Genomic DNA, 18,405 nt, shown 5'->3' with positions numbered 1-18,405 from the left:
AGCTGGAGGCGCTTCCGGACGCCAGCTCGGCGACCGGGCTGGCACACCGCACGCCCGGGAAGGGCCGGGGACGGACGTGCTTCGACTTGATGCTGCATCAGACCCGGGGTGGTGCAGGCTTCCTGTCATGAATGCGGGGGCATGACGGAGGCTGCCGCACCCCGGTCGAGCTGCGTCAGCCGTCGATATCCAGCCGCCCCATGGTGAATCGATCTCAGTAGTTGATATTTCACCTACCAGGGGGAAGTAAAGCAAGGCTTGCCTTATATGCTCTTGGGGTCCCCTGGCCTATCTGGTGCGCAAGGGGCCTGTGACCGTCTCTCCCGTATGACAGGAACCCCATGCATAGGACCTCCCGTGGCCTCTTCGCGGTGCTTGCTCTCACCCCGCTGCTGGCCGGCTGCTTCGTGTCGGGAGCGGGCGCCTCAGGCACGGGTGCCGAAGGCGCGTCGGCCGGGCGGCTGAGGGTCGCTCTCGCGGTCCCGCCGACGCAGGCGCTTTCCCCGTACAGCAACGACGCCACCGTGCTGAGCAAGCTCTCCATCGCCGAGGGCCTGACGGTGCTGGAAGACGACGGAGTCGCCGCGCCCGCGTTGGCGAAGTCCTGGACGCGTAAGAACGCCACCACATGGACCTTCGAACTGCGCGAGGCCACCTTCCAGGACGGCACCGCGGTCACCGCCGAGAACGTGATCAACGCGCTCGACCGTGCGGGCGCGGCAAAGCCCAAGCCCCGTGTCCTCAGCGACGTGACCCTGACCGCGAAGGCGGAGGACGCCGACACCGTCACCATCACGACCGCAACGGCCGACCCGGTGCTGCCGCTGCGGCTCGCCAGCCCGGCACTGGGAATCCTCTCCCCGAAGGCGTACGGCAAGGACGGCACCGTCAGCCCCGTCGGCACCGGCACCGGTCCCTTCGAGATCACGAAGCTCACCGGCAAGACCAAGGCCACACTCGACCGCTACGACGGCTACTGGGGCGGTATGGCCAAGGCTCCCGGGATCGACGTCACCTGGATAGCCGACGGCACCGCCCGCGCCAACGCCCTGCGCAGCGGCGACGTGGACATCGCCGAGTGGATCCCCACCGCCCAGGCGAAGCTCCTGGCCAAGCGCACGCGCCACGAAGTGCCCTCCGTGCGGACCGACAGCCTGGTCCTCAACACCCGAAGCGGCATCTTCACGGACGAGTCTCTGCGTGCGGCCGCCCGGGAGGCCGTGGACGGTTCGGCCCTCGTCGACTCGGTCTTCGGCGGGTACGCCGACCCCGCGCAGGGCCTGTTCGGGCCCGCCGTCCCCTGGACGGCCGACAACCGGGTGGAGGTGGCCGACCGTGCCAAGGCCGCCACGCCCGCACAGGTCAAGGCGAAGACCGAGGGACGGACCCTGCGCCTGGCCACCTATACCAACCGCGCGGAACTGCCCGAGGCCGCCACCGTCCTGCAGCAGCAGCTGGAGAAGGCCGGGTTCACCGTGAAGCAGGACGTACGTGAGTACACGCAGATGGAGGCCGACCTCCTCGCCGGCAAGTACGACGCGCTCGTCTTCTCCCGGGTGACGCTCCTCGACACCGGCGACGCGGTCGCCTACCTGGCGAGCGACTACACGAGCGACGGCGTGTACAACATCGCCGGTCTGAAGGACTCCAAAGTGGACCGGGCCATCAAGTCCGCCGCCGAGGAAGGCGACACGGCGCAGCGGCAGCAGAAGATCATGTCGGCCGAGGCGGAGATCCTGCGCACCGACGCCGTCGTGCCGCTGGTCCACGAGAAGGTCGTCCAGGGCATCTCCACCGAGGTCGAGGGCGTGCTCCTCGACCCCCGCGAGCGCTCCCTGATCGACGTCGACACTCGCCTGAAGTAGCAGCTGATGAGCGTCACGTCGACCGGCGCCGCTGTCGGCCAGGCTCAGTGGCGCGCGGGCCTCGGTCGCCTCGCCGCCGGGGCCGCGCTGCTGACGGCCGTGGCCCTGCTGCCCTGGCTGTCCGGGAACGACCCCGCGCTGACGGTCCTGCGGGCCCGCTCCGCCGACCAGGTTCCGACCCCCGCGCAATTGGCCGCCCTGCGTGAGCAACTGCACCTGGACGAAGGGCCGTTCACGCATCTCGCGCACTGGCTGAGCGGGCTGCCGCGGGGCGACGCGGGCACCTCCTGGGTGTCGGGCGAAGCGGTCCTCCCCCAGGTGACGGCCGCCTTCGCGGTCTCGTTCACGCTGATGCTCGGAGCGCTCGTGGTCACGATCGCGGTCGCCGCGCTGGTCAGTGCCCGCACCCTGCATCTCGGATCCCGCAGACGCCTGCGCCGGGGGAGGGCGGCCACCGGGGCCGCCGTCCTCGCCGCGCTGCCCAAGTTCCTGCTCGCCTCACTGCTCGCCACCGTGTGCGGGGTATGGCTGGGCTGGTTCCCGTCCAGTGGGTGGGAGGGACCGTGGTCGATGGTGCTGCCTGCGCTCGCACTCGGTGTGCCGTCCGGGGCGATGATCGGCGGTCTGCTCGACCAGTCGCTGCCTGCCGCCTTCCACGAGCCGTGGGCGGGTACCTGGCATGCCCACGGGTTTGCCCCCGGCCGCATCGCCCGACAGGCGCTGCGTCGCACGCTGGCCGGTGTCCTCCCGCAACTCCTGCCGACCGTCGTGGCCCTGGTCGGCGGTGCCGTCGCGGTGGAGAAGATCTTCAACATTCCAGGGCTCGGCCGGCTCGCTCTGGATGCAGCCGTGGCCCAGGATCTGCCGCCGCTGCAGACCGCGACACTGGTCCTCGTCCTGCTCGGCGTCGCCGCCGGTCTTCTTCTCCGGGCCCTGCGTCGTGCTCTCCTCGGCCCTGCCCTGAGGGACGGGGCCCTGCCCGCCCTGCACGCGCCAGCCGTCCCGCGAGGGCGCTCCACCCGCTGGGTCGCCGGATTCTGTGCTGCCGCCCTGGTCGTCTTGGTCATTGCCGGTCTGCTGCGTGATCCCCTGCACGTGGAATCGGCCGCCCGGTTGCTCCCTCCCTCGGCGGCGCACCCGTTGGGTACCGATTCACTCGGTCGTGACCTGCTGGCCCGGCTGGGCCACGGGGCGCTGCGCACGGCGTGCGTGGCCCTCGCGGTGACGGTGGTCTGCGTTGTCACCGGGCTGTTGCTCGGTATGGCGGCACAGGTGGGCGCGGGCCTGACCGAAGTGGTGTCGACGCTGCCGGCCGTCCTCGCCGGACTGCTGACGACCGCGGTGACCGGCCCTTCGGCCTGGGGTGCCGCGTGCGCGGTCTGTCTGGTCGGCTGGACCCCCTACGCCGCCCAGGCCGCGGCCCTGCTCGAACAGGAACGGGCCAGCGGCCACATGCTCGCGTCCATCTCACTCGGCGCTGGCCGGGCGCATCTGCTCCGCCGCCACCTGCTGCCCGCCGTACTGCCCGCCGTACTGCACAACGCCCTGCTACGCCTGCCCACCACGGTCCTCGTGCTGGCCTCCCTCGGCTTCCTCGGTCTGGGTGAGCAGCCGCCCACTGCGGAGTGGGGCCGCCTTCTGTCGGAGAACCAGCCGTACATGGAGTTGGCGCCCTGGACCGTACTCGGCCCGGCCTGCGCACTCATCCTGCTCTCCGTACTCGCTGTGTCCGGTACGGCCTCGGAAGTGGGCAGGCTCCGACCGACAGGCATCCGATGAGGTCGATGCGGTCAGCCGCGCCCGCGGGCGACGCTGTCACCCGCTGTGCGAAAGGCTGCCACGGGGAACGCTGTTGGTCGTCGGCGCATGTGCACGAGCGGGTGTCCAGCAGCGCCGTAACGGTCGGACAGCCGCAGGGCTGTAGTTGACACCGTGCCTTCTCTGGCGGTCGAGCTCTGGCCGTTGAGCTCTGGCGGTCGAGTTGGTCAACGACCAGTGGGGCACGATCCCGTCCTGCTCCACACCTCAGGTCAGCCAGATCCTGACGGGGTTCGTGGTGCCTGAACGGTCCGGCCTTGGAGGTGGCGCAGAGACCCGCCGTCGCCTGCGACACGTGCTCACCACCTGCTGCCGGCTCTTCCCGGCTCCCACCGCACGGGGAGTGCCTTACCAGCGGGCGCGCACGCTCAGCCCGCTGGCGCGAGACGGCCGCTGGGAGAGCCAGATGCAAGCAGATCCGAGGGGTGTCTCAAGGGGCGCCGACGCGGCCGTCCCGTATCTCGAGCAGCACCCGGTGCGTGAATGATTTCTCCAAGTCACGAATGGGCGAGGACTCCGGGCGCACCGGGAAAGCGCGGACGCCGAAGCAAGAACGGGCCGCGCGGCATCCGCAGAACGCTTGCGCATGACCCGCGGGGCCACCACGGCCAGAGAAATCATGCAGCGCGGAACGGGCACCGCACGTAAACGGCCCGGGAATGTATCAGGTGGCCGCGGAAAATCCGTCAGGTGACGAGGAATCCGTTCAGTTGACCGGGACCCATCAAGTGAAGAGAAGAAGACGGACAACCGCGAAGTGACCGGAGCGTCCGTCAAGTCACAGGTGAGGTCGGCCGCGTCACCGTAGGATCCGTCAAGTCGCGGGCTCAATAGGCAGGTTGACCGGAGAATCGGCCCCGAGAGCGCGTCGGCAGCCCGGTGGAGGTCGTCCTCCGCAAGGCCGGGCGTACCAAGATCCGGTACGCCGCCGAGCTGCTGCGCGACGACGGCAGCTGCGTCACGGTGCGGGCGCCCTGGGCGGGCGCGGGCGACCGGGACTTCGGGTTCGTTCGACAGCACGACTCCGCTACATCGACTCTGATCGCGTAGCGCGGCCGCACTCGCACCGTGAGGCGGCGTCCATGCTTTCGACCGCACCCACGCCGCCTCGCCCCACGTCGCGGAGGTTCTGACGCAGCCTCATAGCTCGTTCTCTGCAGTCTAGGTCGTTCCGTTTGGATCAGAGCGCGGCAACAGGCCGCTAGGTTCGTCCGCGAAGGCGCTGGGAATCTACGGTTGCACGTGCCGACGATCCGGGGAGATGCCGTGGCCGAGCAAAATGGTGGGGAACGGGACGCCGAGATCATTGATCTGCTCATGCGGGAGTATGAGGCGCTGCGAGCAGAGGTAGAGCAGCGAGTATCGTCAAGGATGCAGGTGCTCGGCTTTTCGGGAGTGATTGCTGCCATTCTTGCAACAGGGGGTTTGTCAGTCGACAAGCCCAACCTGTATCTCGCGGGTGTAGCCATCCTCGTGGGGCTGCTCTGGCTGAGGGACTGCAACCGGGGGATACAACGGATCGGTGCGCATCTCCGCGATGTGGAGGCCGAGGTGAACCGTCGGGCCACTCGTGCCTTTGGCAGTGGCGCACTGTCCTGGGAAACGAAGCGGCACATACGTCGGCAGCAAGAGCGGCCTGTGTGGCGCTCGATCGGGCGGCTTGGCGGTTGGACTTAGCCGCTGCGAATCGTGCTCACCGATGGGGCTACGTGGTCAGCCACCTCGCCAGCGAGCTTGCCGGATCACCGTCACACCAGTGAGGCCGGCGATGAACAGCGAGTTGTCATGCAATCCGGCGGCCACGCTGCCGACGCCCCCTGAATCCGTGGGCAGCCACCCGGTGACCGGGACGGACGACGCAACGAACAGGAGACAAGCGTGCGTCTGAAGATTGTTGCGTGCGTGAAGTACGTGCCCGACGTCACCGGCGACCGGCACTTCGGTCACGGTGCTGACCGTCGGTCCCGAGGATGCCGAGGACGCGCTGCGTAAGGCGGCCGAGCAAGTCGGCTACGACCTGGTGATGTGCGGAATGGCCTCCACCGACGGGGGATGGGTGTGCTGCCCGCGCTGCCCGCGCTGCCCGCGCTGCTCGCGGAGCGCCTCGGTGTGCCGCAGGTGACGCTGCTGTCGGAGGTGTCGGTGGAGGACGGTGTGGTGAGCGGCCGTCGTGACGGTGACACCGCGTCCGAGCAGTTGGGGGCAGCTCTGCCTGCGCTGGTGTCGGTGACGGACCAGTCGGGCGAGGCCCGTTACCCGTCCTTCAAGGGGATCATGGCGGCGAAGAAGAAGCCGGTGGAGTCCCTCGACCTGGGCGACCTGGGCGACCTGGGCGACCTGGGCGTCGAGGCGGATGCGGTTGGTCTCGCGGGCGCGTGGACCGTGGGGGAGTCGGCCGCCGAACGCCCCCCTCGTACGGCGGGGACGATCGTGAAGGACGAGGGGCTGACGGCAGGGAACTGGCCGAATTCCTCGCGGTCCAGAAGTTCGTTTGAGTCATTGGGAGTTGAGAAGTCCCATGGCTGAAGTTCTCGTCTACGTCGACCATGTGGACGGTGCGGTCCGTAAGCCCACTCTGGAGTTGCTGACGCTTGCTCGTCGAGTCGGCGAGCCGGTCGCGGTTTCTCTGGGTGCGGGTGCGGCAGACACGGTGGCCGTGCTGGCCGTGCTGGCCGAGCACGGTGCGACTCGCGTTCTGACTGCGGATTCTTCGGAGTTCGCCGATAATTTGGTGGTGCCGAAGGTGGACGCGTTGCAGGCCGCGTACGACGCCGTTCAGCCGAGGGCGGTCCTGGTCCCGTCGTCCGCGGAGGGTAAGGAGATCGCGGCCCGCCTCGCGGTCTGTATCAAGTCCGGCATCATCACCGACGCCGTCGACCTGGAGGCCGGTGACGAGGGCCCGGTGGCCACGCAGTCGGTGTTCGCCGCCGCGTTCACCACCAAGTCCCGGAACACCGCCGGCACCCCGGTGATCACCGTCAAGCCCAACTCGGCTCCGGTCGAGGCCGCAACGGCGCGGAGAACTTCGCGATCATCGAGGCGCTGGCCGACTCTCTCGGCGCCGCCGTGGGCGCCTCGCGTGCCGCGGTCGACGCGGGTTGGTACCCGCACTCCAACCAGGTCGGCCAGACCGGTAAGAGCGTGTCCCCGCAGCTGTACATCGACTCCGGCATCTCCGGTGCGATCCAGCACCGCGCCGGTATGCAGACCTCGAAGACCATCGTGGCCATCAACAAGGACGCCGAGGCCCCGATCTTCGACCTGGTCGACTACGGCGTGGTCGGCGACCTCTTCGAGGTCGTCCCGCAGCTGACCGAAGAGGTCAAGTCCCGCAAGGGCCGACCGTCATGAGAACCAGGCGTTCACGACTGATTCGTTCTGGGCGATCCACTCCTTGGCGGCCTCTTCCTCCTGGCCCGAGCCCTTCTCCTGGAGCAGCAGTTCGAGGTTGCCCAGCTGATTGGAGGTGAGCTTGAACTTCTTCAGCCACTTGGCGACTTCGGGATGTTCGTCGGTGAATCCCTTGGAGGCGACAGCCTGGATCTTGTCCGGCTTGCCGTAAGCGCCCTTGGGGTCCTTGAGGACCTTGAGCTCCATCTTGGTGTAAGCCCAATGGGGCCGCCACAGGGTGACCACGATGGGCTTCTCCGAGGCGATCGAGGACTTCAATTCGGAGAGCATGGCGGAGGTGCTGCTCTCGGTGAGCTGGAACTTGTCGAGGCCGTACTCGGGCATGGCGCTGGTACGGGTCTTCCGCATCAGGCCGGACCCCGCCTCGATGCCGGTGATGTGGCTGCCGAACTTGGACGCATGGGTCTTCAGGTCGGCGATGGTGTTCACGTCCGTGACGTACTTCGGGACGGTCAGGTTAAGGTCGGCCGGCTCGTACCAGGTGGAGACCTTCTCAAGCTTGCTGCCGAGGCGCTCCCAGTACGGCTGGTGGGTGGTGGGCAGCCAGGCGTCCAGGTAGAGGTCGAGCTGCTTGTTCGCCACGGCGGTGTAGCTGCCGGCGACCTCGAGTTTATGCATGTCAACCTTGTAGCCGCGCTGGCTGAGCAGTTCCTTCCACAGGTACGTGGCGGCGACGCCCTCGTCGTATCCCGGAGTGACGGTGATGCTGATGGTCTTGTCGTCGCCGGAACCTGAATCCACCGTCGCTGTCTTGCCGCTGCACGCCGTGACCAGGGTCAGCGCGGCGGCGACACAGCCGGCGACGAGCGGGTCGCACGCATGGCATCTGATGCGAATCATGAGGTGCTCCTGTCGTCGGGCGGAAGCCGGAACGGTCTGCGAGGTGTTTCGTATTGTGGAACTTCATCTACGATGCGCCATGACTCTGTGCCCGGTTCGGACGGTGTGTCAAGGTCTGTATGGACGGAATCGTGAGTTAGACGGAATCGTGAGTTAGTCGACGTGCGTTGCCGGGACGGTGACCTGGGCGGCATCGACTTCACCGCCGGGCAGGCGGACCCCATCCGGCCCTGTGCCGGGGCGAGTTACTGCCTGGACGCGATCTACGGCTCCGGGGGCACCAAGTGCATCCACAACCCGGCCACCGGACGCGAACTCCAGATACCCCACTTCGTCACCCCGGCTATTGGCCGCCGCCGGAAGGCGGTGATCGTCGGCGGCGGGCCGGCCGGGCTCGAAGCCGCCCGGGTCCTGCGTGAACGCTGCAGTTGGTTGGTAAGGCTGCTGGGCGCAGGGGTGACAGCCAGGGCAACGGTCACCTCACCCGCGCCCGACAGCTGGCCTAGAAATCGATCTTTGCGATCAGTCCGAACACGTCGCGTACCGCGTCTTTGACCGTCGGAGCCGCATCACTGTCCGCCAGGAAGAACCCGAACGGCTCTGGCCGCAGTTCCGTGAATCCCCACTACGTCGGTGGGACCACATCTACGTCCCGGAGCCGGACCCACTGGAGTTCCTCATCTACGGCCCGGAGGACTTGACCCTCACCAGCCTGTACATCGACATGAACGTCCTGTCGATCGACGAGAGCACAGTCATCGCCAACTCGGAAGCACCACGCCTCGTCAGAACCCTGGAGAAACACGGCTTCACCGTCATCCCCGTACGTCACCGCCACCGTCGCCTGTTCAGCGGCGGATTCCACTGCTTCACCCTGGACACCGTGCGCGCCGGTTCCGGCGCTGAGGATTACCTCATCTGACCCATCGACGCCGAGAAATCTGCTCGGCAACATCCTCCGCGACCGCCGCCGCGGCGGTGACAGCAGACCCCCCTCCCTCTGAGCGTCCAGCGTGATCTAGCCCGTGAGCCGCAGCGCCCAGGCCGCTGCCTGGGCATGCTCAAAGGGCTCGGTCAGCGGGTACTGCTGCCGGGCCTGCCCTGCGCCCATAAGGCCGCTTCACCTCAAAGGTTGCTGCCACCGGTACCAGCCACCCGCGCCGGTCCGTGTGCTGAAAGCAGGAGCTGGCGCGGGTGTTACCCAGTTACTGGCCGTCGACGACGCCGGACCTCGCGATCTTGATGGCCGACTTGGTCTTACCGCTGCGAGAGCCCTCGGCCTCGATGGCCTTGACGACGTCGATGCCCTCAACGACCTCACCGAAGACGACGTGCTTGCCGTCCAGCCAGTCGGTGACGATTGTGGTGATGAAGAACTGCGAGCCGTTCGTGTTCGGGCCGGCGTTGGCCATGGACAGCTGCCCCGGCTTGGTGTGCTTCAGCTTAAAGTTCTCGTCGGCGAACTTCTCGCCGTAGATGCTCTTGCCGCCAGTGCCGTCGCCCCGGGTGAAGTCGCCCCCTTGGAGCATGAAGTCAGGGATGACCCGGTGGAAGCCGGAGCCCTCGTAGCCGTAGCCGTGCACGCCCGTGGCGAGCTCACGGAAGTTCTTGGCGGTCTTGGGAACCACGTCGTCGTACAGCTTGAAGACGATGCGCCCTGCGGGCTCGTCGTTAATGGTGATGTCGAAGAAAACGTTGCTCATAGACGTATCCTCACATCTCTTCCGGTGTGGGGCCCATGCGGCACGTGGCGACCGCCGCCGTCGGGGCGTCGTCGCAGCCGCTGCAGTCAAGCTGTGGTGCACGGCGTGGGCGTCTCATGCTCGGGACGCGGAGCGGCCGGTCGCTCGTCAGCCCGCGTCGCCGCCTCCTTCTCCTCAGCCTCCTCGGCGGCCCGGGCCGCGCGGCGGCGCAGCACGTGGGAAGACGCGATCAGGATCACCGCGAGGGTGCAGGCGAGCGCGGGCCAGTACATGTACCGATAGTTCGACTCGGGTGCGGTGGGCAGATAGGTGGCGAGATACAGCACGGAGCTGGCACCGAGGAGGCGCAGCTCACGAGACCAGGGACCGCTCCAGCGGCGCCGCAGCATCAGGACCAAGGCCACCGCCAGCCAGAACCAGCCCTGGAAGAGCACCGGAACGTCCCGGACGAAGCCGGTCACGTAGGACCTGAGGGTGGCGTTGAGTGCCGGGTCCACCTTGACGTTCTCCGGCGAGTTGTGCCAACTGGCATCGAAGTAGGGCAGGTTGCTCTGGAAGAGGAACCTGGCAAAGACCCGGGTGCGGTACGCGGCGTAGTCGGCCGCGTGCTGCGGCATCTGCTGCACCCACATCTTCACCAGCACTTCGGCGTAGTCGGCGGGGATCGGCGGCCCGATGGGCCGGTCGCCGGGGGCGCCCGGGTAGCAGGCGAAGAAGGCGTCCGCGGGAATGTCCCGCTCCTGGCACTTCTGGGCGGTGGCGACGAGGGCATCGCGGAACTCCGGATTCGCGCCTGCCTTCTCAGCCGCGATGCGCACCTGCTCCGGCGTGAGCACATGGACCACGTCGTCGAGCGGGATCTGCGCGTACTGCCGGGCGGCGACCGGATGGGTGGCTGAGGACACGATCAGGCTGCCCACGGCCGTGATCGCAAGCAACGAGCAGACGGCGATGAGCCAGCGGCGGCGGCCGGGTTTCGGCCAGATGGCGAGGACGAGGAGAACAAAGACCGCGGCCGCAGCCGGGAAGCTGTTCTTCCGGACCAGGATCGCGTAGGCGAGGAACAAGACTCCCAGCGCCAGCAAGACCCATCGGTTGCGGTCGCGGCCCGCGGGCAGCTCGCGCGCGAGGAACGCGACCGCGCACGCCGCGAGCAGCACGTAGGCCATGTGCGTGTCCTTCCACACCACACCCGTGAAGGTCGTGATGTGAGGTGCAAGGCCGATCGCGAGTACCAGCAGCGACAGGGGTCGGCTGCCGGTGCGCTTCCAGACGACGACGGCGAGGACCCACAGCGTCCCCCACAGCGCCGCAGCCTGCAGCGCGGCCATCGCCGCGTGCGTCCCAGTGGTGGCGATGAGGGTCCGCCACAGCAGTGCCATCACCGGCGGGTGCCAGTCGGTGACCGGCTTGAGGCCCTTCGCTTGCGCCAGCTGATCGGCGCTGTCGTTGCTGAGGAATCCGGGGTAGAACACCACGGACACGGCGTAGCCGCGGACCGCCGCGGCCGCCGCGAGGAACCACGGCCAGTACCGGCAATGACGGAGCGTCATGGCCCACCGTCCGGTGATGCTGGGCACGAGGGTGGAGTCCTCTCGGGTGGGGACGAAGACGAGATTCCGGTAGGCGGTGAAGCGCAGCAGGGTAGCCGCCGACCACCCGAACAGCCGTGCCACGTTGTCGCTCAACGGCGAACTGAGTCCGAGAAGCTCGTGCGCGACGTACACGGGAACGGCCGTGACGATCAGCCCCGCCAGGTTGGCGGCGAGGAACCAGACGACCTCGCGCCGGTCCACCCGCCTTTTCCGGTCCCGATAGGTCCAGTGCCGGTTGCCGAAGGAACGGCCTGGCTGTGCTCGGCAGCGGCGACCGAGGGGTACGAGCAATGGCCAACGTGAGCCGCGCCCCTGTCGTGTTCACAGGAAGCTCGCCGCACGCCGACGTCCGGGCTGCCAACATCACCGTGGATGACCAAGCACGAGCTCGCTTCACGCTACGCACGCCGGAAGGCAGTGCCCCGTGTTCTTGCGGTACACCGGCAGGCACTACGTGCACAACGCGCTCTCAGCCGCAGCGGTGGCCCGCCACGTCGGTCTGTCTGTGCACGACATCGCGCAGGGCCTGAGCACGGCGAGAGTCGCATCCCCCTGGCGCATGGCCGTCACCGAACGCCCAGACGGCGTCGCGGTGATCAATGACGCCTACAACGCCAACCCGACCAGTATGCGCTCGGCGCTCGCCACGCAACTCGCATCCCATGCCCATCCATCGACGTCGGGGCGGTGACGGCAGTGCCGGTCGGTGCGTCGGCTGCAGGGAACGCGAACCGGCCGTTGGCACTCTCGTTCCGGTCTCGGTTCCTTGAACTCAGTGACGAAGTGGCCCGGTCCCTGCTCCTGTACCCGCCACCGTCGGCTTCCGGCCGCCGCGGCCCGCGCCGCCGTTCGTGACGGCGCCATGTATCCGTGGCAGAGCGTGAGTTCGGGCTGTGAGGAGACGCAGCAGCTGCACCTTAATCCGTGCTCCGGGCGCTGGCTGCCCGGCCACTCGCGGCTCCAGCGGCATGTGGGTTTGACCATCGCGTACAACGTGTGGCAGTGCCGCAGGCCACTGGCGACCGCGAGTTCCTCCACTCCGCTGCCGGGGGGAGAGATCCTGGGGGAAGTCGCGCGCTACCGGCCAGGGTCCGCCACCTTCGACTCTCAACGACCCGTCTTCGACGCCCATGTGCACATCATCGACCCACGGTTCCCGCTGACCGGGAACGACGGCTATCTGCCCCCGGCGTTCACCGTCGACCAGTACGGGGGCACCTGGGGCGCCGGTGGCGCCATGGATCACGTAGGCCATGGCGTCATGAGTGCATACGATGCACCATTTACATCAACTGCACTCATGGAGCTACCGTCAGAAACATGACCGGTCCCTGTCTGCCCGAGTGCGGTGTCGCCCGGTTCCTCACCCTGCTCAACGGCCGTGGGCCACCCTGATCGTGCGTGAACTGCTGCGCGGCCCGCATCGCTTCACCGAGTTACGCGAGGCCTGCCGGGCATCAGCCCGCACACCCTGACCAGCCGGCTGCGTCAGTTCGAGCGGCACGGCATCGTGACCCGGGCGGTGTACGCGGAGATCCGCCGCGCGTCGAGTACGCGCTCACCCCTGCCGGTGAGGGGCTGCGTGACGTTCTGGAGGCCCTGGGGGACTGGGCCATGGCGGTGCCCGGACCCTGGGGACGGCACCGCCGTCTTAGCTCGTGGATGACAGCCGCGACACCAGAAGACGCCCGTAGGGGCCGTCCCTGCGGGCGGCCCCTACGCGATGCGGATGTTCGGTGCGAAGTGCGAGTGCGCGCACCGAACGGGATTCACGGCGTCAGACGGCGGCGTCCTCGGCGGCACCGGGGCCGTGGTCGGGCAGCAGCGAGTGGCTGGCCCTTTCCCGGTGCAACCGGAGGAACTCCAGGTGCCGTTCGTACTGGTCGAGGATGTCGCCGAGGAGCTGCTCGCGGCTGTAACCCATGACGTCGTAGCCCTGGCTGCCCTCGGTGAGGGACACCTCGAACCGGACGTAGGTGTCGGCCGGGCTCACCGAGCGCGTCGCGAACGACGGCTTCTGGCACTCGCTCGGCCAGATCCGGTACTGGAACTGTTCCTCGGAGCCCATCGCCACCGTGAGGCCGAGGTGTGGCAGCCGGACGCCGTCCACGCTGCCCTCGCCGACTTCGCTGACCGTCGCGTTGATGCCCTGCGCGCGCAGTTCCTCGGCTACGTCGTCGAAGGCCGGACGCGCGACCTCGTCGATGAACCGGCTCGCCGCCCGCTGGCCGGGGTAGTTCATCGTTCGGGCGAGGCGCTGGCGCCAGGTGCGATGCACACCGCGCGCCTCGTTCGTCGTCCGCTCCGACAGTGATGACGGCAGGCTGGTGCGCAGGGCGTCCTCGCGGAACTGCTCCACGCGCAGCGCCCGGTAGAGGCCCCACATCACCAGGAACATCACGAACGAGAACGGCAGGCCCATGATGATCGTCGCCGAGGTGAGCGCGTCGAGCCCGCCGACAAGCAGCATGGCCAGGGTCAGCAGCCCGGTCGCCGCGGACCAGTAGATCCGCACCCAGCGGGAGGAGTCGGTCGTCGGCGACGCAAGCCGCGTCGTGAAGTTCCCCATCACCAGCGCGCCCGAGTCGGCCGACGTCACGTAGAACAGCAGCCCGACGAACGTCGCCAGGCCCGCGCTGAACGTCACGCCCGGGTACTGGGCGAGGAGTGTGTAGAACCCTTCCTCGGGGGCGTTCATCGTGGTCTCGCCGAATGCGCTGTTGCCGCTCTGGACGGTGCTGATCGCGGCGTTGCCGAAGATCGACAGGAACGTCAGCGTGAACAGGAACGGCAGCACCAGCGTGGCCGACACGAACTGCCGGATGGTCCGTCCGCGCGAGATTCGCGCCAGGAACAGCCCGACGAACGGCGCCCAGGCGATCCACCACGCCCAGAAGAACAGCGTCCAGTTGTTCAGCCAGTCGGTCGGCGGGTCGTAGGCGAAGGTGTTCAGGGTCATGCCGGGCAAGCGGCTGACGTAGTCGCCGACGTTGAGGACGAGGGCGTTCAGCAGCCGGATCGGGTTCTCGAAGAACGCCACGTAGAGCATCAGTACGATGGCGAGCACCACGTTGAGTTCCGAGAGGCGCCGGATGCCCTTGTCCACCCCGGCGACGGCCGACGCGGTGGACATCACGACGGCGACGGCGATCAGCGCGATCTGCGCGGAGGTCCCTACCGGCACTCCGAACAGGACGTTAAGACCGAAGTTCAGCTGTACGACGCCGATGCCCAGGGACACCGCGATCCCGAAGATCGTGCCGATGACGGCGGCCAGGTCGACGGCGTCACCGATCGCGCCGTGGATCCGCTTGCCGAAGATGGGGTACAGCGCGGAGCGGATCGACAGCGGCAGCCGGTACCGGAACGCGAAGTAGCCAAGCACCATGCCCATGAGCGCGTACATCGCCCAGCCGGTGACGCCGTAGTGGAACAGCGTCCACACGATCGCCTGCCGCGCGGCCTCGACCGTGCCGGGGTCACCGGACGGCGGCGCGAGGTACTGGGTGACGGGCTCGGCGACCGAGAAGAACATCAGGTCGATCCCGATGCCCGCGGCGAACAGCATCGAAGTCCACGCGAAGAGGCTGTAGTCCGGCTTGGAGTGCTGCGGTCCGAGCTTGACCTTGCCGTGCCGCGACGCGGCGATGAACACCACGAAGACCAGGATCAGCGTGGCGGCCAGGAAGTAGTACCAGCCGAAGCCCCGAGCGATCCAGCCAACTGCCGTGCCGATGGCGGCGGACGCGCCGTCCGGGGTGATGATCGCCCAGATCGACAGCGCCAGGATCAGCGCCGACGACCCGAAGAACACCACCGGGTTGATCCGGCCCGGCGACCGGTTGGGCGCCGGTGCCGGTGCCGCGGCCTTGTCGTGTGGTGTTGCTTCTGCTACCTCTTCGCGTTGCGTTGGTTCTTGCGTGGTGGCCACGCCGATCACCTTCTCTGGTCGCGGTGCTGGTAGAACTCCGTGGTCGTGGGGGGCAGGGGGGTGTTGCCGAGGATGAGGTCGGCGGACTTCTCGGCGAGCATCATCACGGGGGCGTAGATATTGCCGTTGGTCAGATACGGCATCGCCGACGCGTCCACGACGCGCAGGCCTTTGAGGCCGTGCACGCGCATCGATGTCGGGTCCACGACGGACATGTCGTCGATGCCCATGCGCGCGGTGCACGACGGGTGGTAAGCCGTCTCGGCGTCGCGGGCGACCCACCTGAGGATCTCCTCGTCGGTCTGGACGTCTGGACCGGGGGAGAGTTCGCCGCCGTTGAACGCGTCGAGCGCGGACTGCGAAAGGATCTCCCGCGCCACGTTGATCGCCTCTACCCACTCCCGGCGGTCGTTCTCCGTGGACAGGTAGTTGAAGCGCAGCGCCGGCTTGTGCTTCGGGTCCGCGGACTTGATCTTCACGTCGCCCCGGACGTCGGAGTACATCGGCCCGATGTGCACCTGGTAGCCGTGGTCGGCGTCGACCGGGGTGCCGTCGTAGCGCACCGCGATCGGCAGGAAGTGGAACATCAGGTTCGGGTAGTCGACTTCGTCGTTGCCGCGGACGAACCCGCCCGCCTCGAAGTGGTTCGTCGCGGCCGGGCCCCGGCGGCCGAACATCCACTGCAGGCCGACCTTGGGCCGGTTGCTCATCTTGAGCGCCGGGTTGAACGAGATCGGCTTGGTGCAGGCGTGCTGCACGTACGCCTCAAGGTGATCCTGCAGGTTCTCGCCGACGCCGGGCAGCGCGTGCACCATGTCGATGCCCAGCGGGGTGAGGTCGTCCGGGTTGCCCACACCGGACAGCTGCAGCAGCTGCGGGGTGTTGATCGCGCCGCCGGAGAGGATGACCTCGCCCGCGCGGACGGAGCGGGTGACGCCGCCTTGGCGGTACTGGACGCCGACCGCGCGTTTGCCCTCGAAGTTCACCTTGGTGACGTGCGCGAGGGTCTTCAGCGTGAGGTTCGGGCGCTTCTTCACCGGGTGGTAGTAGGCGCGGGCCGACGACCAGCGGCGGCCGTTCTTGATGTTGCGGTCGAAGCGCGCGAAGCCTTCCTGCTGGTGGCCGTTGACGTCGGAGGTGAGCGGGTAGCCCGCCTGCTTCGCGGCGTCGAGGAACGCGCCGAACAGCGGGTTTTCGGCCGGGCCGCGTTCCAGCCACAGCGGCCCGTCCTGGCCGCGCCACTCGTCCGCGCCCGCCTCGCAGTGCTCCATCTTCTTGAAGTACGGCAGGCAGTGCGCGTAGTCCCAGGTCTCCATGCCCGGGTCGGACGCCCAGCGCTCCAGGTCGAGGGGGTTGCCGCGCTGGAAGATCATGCCGTTGATGGAGCTGGAGCCGCCGAGTACCTTGCCGCGCCCGTGGTACACGCGCCGCCCGTCCATGAACGGCTCGGGCTCGGACTCGTAGCGCCAGTCGTACAGCGGGTTGCCGATGACCATGGTCAGCGCGGCCGGCATGTGGACGAAGATGTCCCAGAGCCAGTCCTTGCGGCCGGCCTCAAGGACGAGGACCTTCGTGGCCGGGTCGGCCGAGAGCCGGTTGGCGAGCACGCAGCCCGCGGAGCCGCCGCCGACGATGACGTAGTCGTAGGTTTCGTTACTCACTGCTGCTTACCTCCAGAGAACCAGCGCATCGGCTCGGGGTTGATGTTGTGGTAGACGTGCTTGGCCTCGCGGTACTCGTCAAGGCCGGAAGGCCCGAGCTCGCGGCCGATCCCGGACTTGCCGAAGCCGCCCCACTCCGCCTGCGGGACGTAGGGGTGGAAGTCGTTGATCCACACCGTGCCGTGCCGCAGCGCGTTCGCGACCCGCTGGGCGCGCGAGGCGTCGGACGTCCACACCGCGCCCGCGAGGCCGTACTCGGTGTCGTTGGCCAGCGCGATGGCCTCGTCCTCGGTGCCGAACCGCTCGACCGAGACGACCGGGCCGAAGACCTCCTCGCGCACGATCGTCATGTCCCGGGTGCAGTCGGCGAAGACCGTGGGCCGCAGGAAGTAGCCCTGAGCCAGCTCCCCTTCGTGTGGCCGGTGGCCACCGGCCACCAGGCGCGCGCCCTCGGACTTGGCGGTCGCGATGTAGCGCTCGACCTTCTCCCGGTGCTCGGCCGACACCAGCGGTCCGCACTCGGTTTCTTCGTCCAGGCCGTTGCCCAGCCGGATCGCGTCGGCGCGGCGGGCCAGTTCGGCGACGAACGCGTCGTAGACCTCGTCCTGCACGATCAGACGTGAACCCGCGGAGCAGACCTGGCCGCTGTGGAAGAACGCGGCGGCAAGCGCGTAGTCGACGCTCGTGTCGAAGTCGGCGTCGGCGAAGACGACGTTGGGGTTCTTGCCGCCCAGCTCAAGAGCGACTCGCTTGATGCCCGGCGCGGCGAGCTCAAGGACCCGCTGACCGGTGGTCAGGCCGCCGGTGAAGGACACGAGGTCGACGCCTCGGTGCGCCACCATCGCGGAGCCGACGACCGGGCCGCCGCCGAGGACCAGGTTGACCACGCCCGACGGCACACCGGCCTCGGCGAGCAGCTTGACCAGGTGGATCGTGGTCAGCGGGGTGACCTCACTGGGCTTCAGGACCACGGAGTTGCCCGCGGCCAGCGCGGGAGCGAGCTTCCACGACATCTGAAGGAGCGGGTAGTTCCACGGCGCGATCAGCGCGCAGACGCCGACCGGCTCGTACACCACGCGGCTGACGACGCCGGCGTCGCCGGTGTCGACGATTCGTCCGGCGTCGGCGTCCGCGAGGTTCGCGTAGTAGCGGAACACGCCGGTGACGTCGTCGACGTCGATGCGGCCCTCGGCCAGCGACTTGCCGGTGTCGAGGCTCTCGGTACGGGCGATCTCCTCGCGGTCGCGCTGCAGCAGATCTGCCACGGTGCGCAGCAGCTCGCCGCGCTCGCGGGCCGGGGTCTGCCGCCACGGGCCGCCGTCGAACGCCTTGCGCGCGGCCGCCACCGCCGCGTCGACATCGGTCTCGGTGGCCTCGGAGACCGTGGTCAGTTCGCTGCCGTCGAAGGGGTTCACGACGGCGCGGCCGGGCGTGGGGGCGGCCGAGGCGACCCACTGCCCGTCGATGAAGAGGTCGTGCATGTCCAGACGTCCTCTGGTCGGGGTTTAAGTTGCGGACGACCGTACACAAATTATGTACCGTCGTCCACATCTGATATGGCAGTGATTTGAACTTGATATG

At 68.1% G+C, this 18,405-nt stretch carries 12 protein-coding genes and 4 pseudogenes; 10 read left to right on the top strand and 6 right to left on the bottom strand.

The window, feature by feature from the left end; all coding sequences use genetic code 11:
* Nucleotides 1-341 precede the first annotated feature (341 nt).
* The 6 genes and pseudogenes from ACWD10_RS24460 to ACWD10_RS24435 all read left to right on the top strand — a co-directional run bounded on the left by ACWD10_RS24460 (nucleotide 342) and on the right by ACWD10_RS24435 (nucleotide 7,034).
* Nucleotides 342-1,865, top strand: coding sequence for an ABC transporter substrate-binding protein (locus tag ACWD10_RS24460; protein WP_451094408.1), 1,524 nt, complete (start codon nucleotides 342-344; stop codon nucleotides 1,863-1,865).
* Between the two features lie 6 nt (nucleotides 1,866-1,871).
* Entirely contained in the window at nucleotides 1,872-3,644 is a 1,773-nt protein-coding gene (locus ACWD10_RS24455; protein ID WP_451094406.1) for an ABC transporter permease subunit, read from the top strand.
* A 918-nt stretch (nucleotides 3,645-4,562) separates the two neighbouring features.
* Nucleotides 4,563-4,697 (top strand): annotated as a pseudogene (locus tag ACWD10_RS24450) (DUF402 domain-containing protein); the annotation flags it as partial.
* A 252-nt stretch (nucleotides 4,698-4,949) separates the two neighbouring features.
* Nucleotides 4,950-5,360 carry a hypothetical protein gene (locus ACWD10_RS24445; RefSeq protein ID WP_451094404.1) on the top strand — a complete coding sequence of 137 codons (411 nt, stop codon included), beginning with the start codon at nucleotides 4,950-4,952 and terminating at the stop codon, nucleotides 5,358-5,360.
* A gap of 201 nt (nucleotides 5,361-5,561) precedes the next feature.
* Nucleotides 5,562-6,178, top strand: a pseudogene (locus ACWD10_RS24440) (electron transfer flavoprotein subunit beta/FixA family protein).
* Nucleotides 6,179-6,201: 23 nt separating this feature from the next.
* Nucleotides 6,202-7,034 (top strand): annotated as a pseudogene (locus ACWD10_RS24435) (electron transfer flavoprotein subunit alpha/FixB family protein).
* On the opposite strand, the gene ACWD10_RS24430 reads toward ACWD10_RS24435, so the two are convergent.
* Nucleotides 7,029-7,934, bottom strand: coding sequence for a glycine betaine ABC transporter substrate-binding protein (locus ACWD10_RS24430; RefSeq protein WP_451094402.1), 906 nt, complete (start codon nucleotides 7,932-7,934; stop codon nucleotides 7,029-7,031). The pseudogene ACWD10_RS24435 and the gene ACWD10_RS24430 sit on opposite strands and share 6 nt — an antisense overlap.
* 697 nt (nucleotides 7,935-8,631) lie before the next feature.
* Here ACWD10_RS24430 and ACWD10_RS24425 point away from each other — a divergent pair.
* On the top strand, nucleotides 8,632-8,856 hold the full coding sequence (locus ACWD10_RS24425) for a hypothetical protein (protein WP_451094400.1): 225 nt from the start codon (nucleotides 8,632-8,634) through the stop codon (nucleotides 8,854-8,856).
* Between the two features lie 283 nt (nucleotides 8,857-9,139).
* Here the strand turns inward: ACWD10_RS24425 and ACWD10_RS24420 are convergent, their stop codons facing one another.
* Nucleotides 9,140-9,637 (bottom strand): peptidylprolyl isomerase, encoded by a 498-nt coding sequence (locus ACWD10_RS24420; RefSeq protein ID WP_451094398.1) that lies wholly within the window; start codon nucleotides 9,635-9,637, stop codon nucleotides 9,140-9,142.
* An 86-nt stretch (nucleotides 9,638-9,723) separates the two neighbouring features.
* Nucleotides 9,724-11,523, bottom strand: coding sequence for a GtrA family protein (locus ACWD10_RS24415; RefSeq protein ID WP_451094396.1), 1,800 nt, complete (start codon nucleotides 11,521-11,523; stop codon nucleotides 9,724-9,726).
* A 133-nt stretch (nucleotides 11,524-11,656) separates the two neighbouring features.
* Here ACWD10_RS24415 and ACWD10_RS24410 point away from each other — a divergent pair, with 133 nt between their 5' ends.
* The 3 genes and pseudogenes from ACWD10_RS24410 to ACWD10_RS24400 form a co-directional block, all read left to right on the top strand.
* The gene (locus ACWD10_RS24410) at nucleotides 11,657-11,923 is read left to right on the top strand and encodes a hypothetical protein (protein WP_451094394.1); all 267 of its coding nucleotides are present in this window, start codon (nucleotides 11,657-11,659) and stop codon (nucleotides 11,921-11,923) included.
* Between the two features lie 84 nt (nucleotides 11,924-12,007).
* The gene (locus tag ACWD10_RS24405) at nucleotides 12,008-12,556 is read left to right on the top strand and encodes a hypothetical protein (protein WP_451094392.1); all 549 of its coding nucleotides are present in this window, start codon (nucleotides 12,008-12,010) and stop codon (nucleotides 12,554-12,556) included.
* Nucleotides 12,557-12,679: 123 nt separating this feature from the next.
* A pseudogene (locus tag ACWD10_RS24400) lies at nucleotides 12,680-12,792 on the top strand (winged helix-turn-helix transcriptional regulator); the annotation flags it as partial.
* A gap of 217 nt (nucleotides 12,793-13,009) precedes the next feature.
* On the opposite strand, the gene betT reads toward ACWD10_RS24400, so the two are convergent.
* Genes betT through ACWD10_RS24385 form a run of 3 tightly spaced genes read right to left on the bottom strand, consistent with a single transcriptional unit; the run spans nucleotide 13,010 to nucleotide 18,305 of the window.
* Nucleotides 13,010-15,163, bottom strand: coding sequence for a choline BCCT transporter BetT (gene betT / locus ACWD10_RS24395; RefSeq protein ID WP_451094390.1), 2,154 nt, complete (start codon nucleotides 15,161-15,163; stop codon nucleotides 13,010-13,012).
* A gap of 5 nt (nucleotides 15,164-15,168) precedes the next feature.
* Nucleotides 15,169-16,824: a choline dehydrogenase gene (betA, locus tag ACWD10_RS24390; RefSeq protein ID WP_451094388.1), complete on the bottom strand. Its 1,656-nt coding sequence runs from the start codon at nucleotides 16,822-16,824 to the stop codon at nucleotides 15,169-15,171.
* Nucleotides 16,821-18,305 carry an aldehyde dehydrogenase family protein gene (locus tag ACWD10_RS24385; RefSeq protein WP_451094386.1) on the bottom strand — a complete coding sequence of 495 codons (1,485 nt, stop codon included), beginning with the start codon at nucleotides 18,303-18,305 and terminating at the stop codon, nucleotides 16,821-16,823. The genes betA and ACWD10_RS24385 overlap by 4 nt, the downstream gene beginning before the upstream one ends.
* Nucleotides 18,306-18,405 lie beyond the last annotated feature (100 nt).

Source organism: Streptomyces sp. NPDC002851, assembly GCF_053591935.1.
The sequence above is the reverse complement of the archived record's forward strand: the minus strand, read 5'-3'. Positions and strand labels throughout refer to the sequence as shown.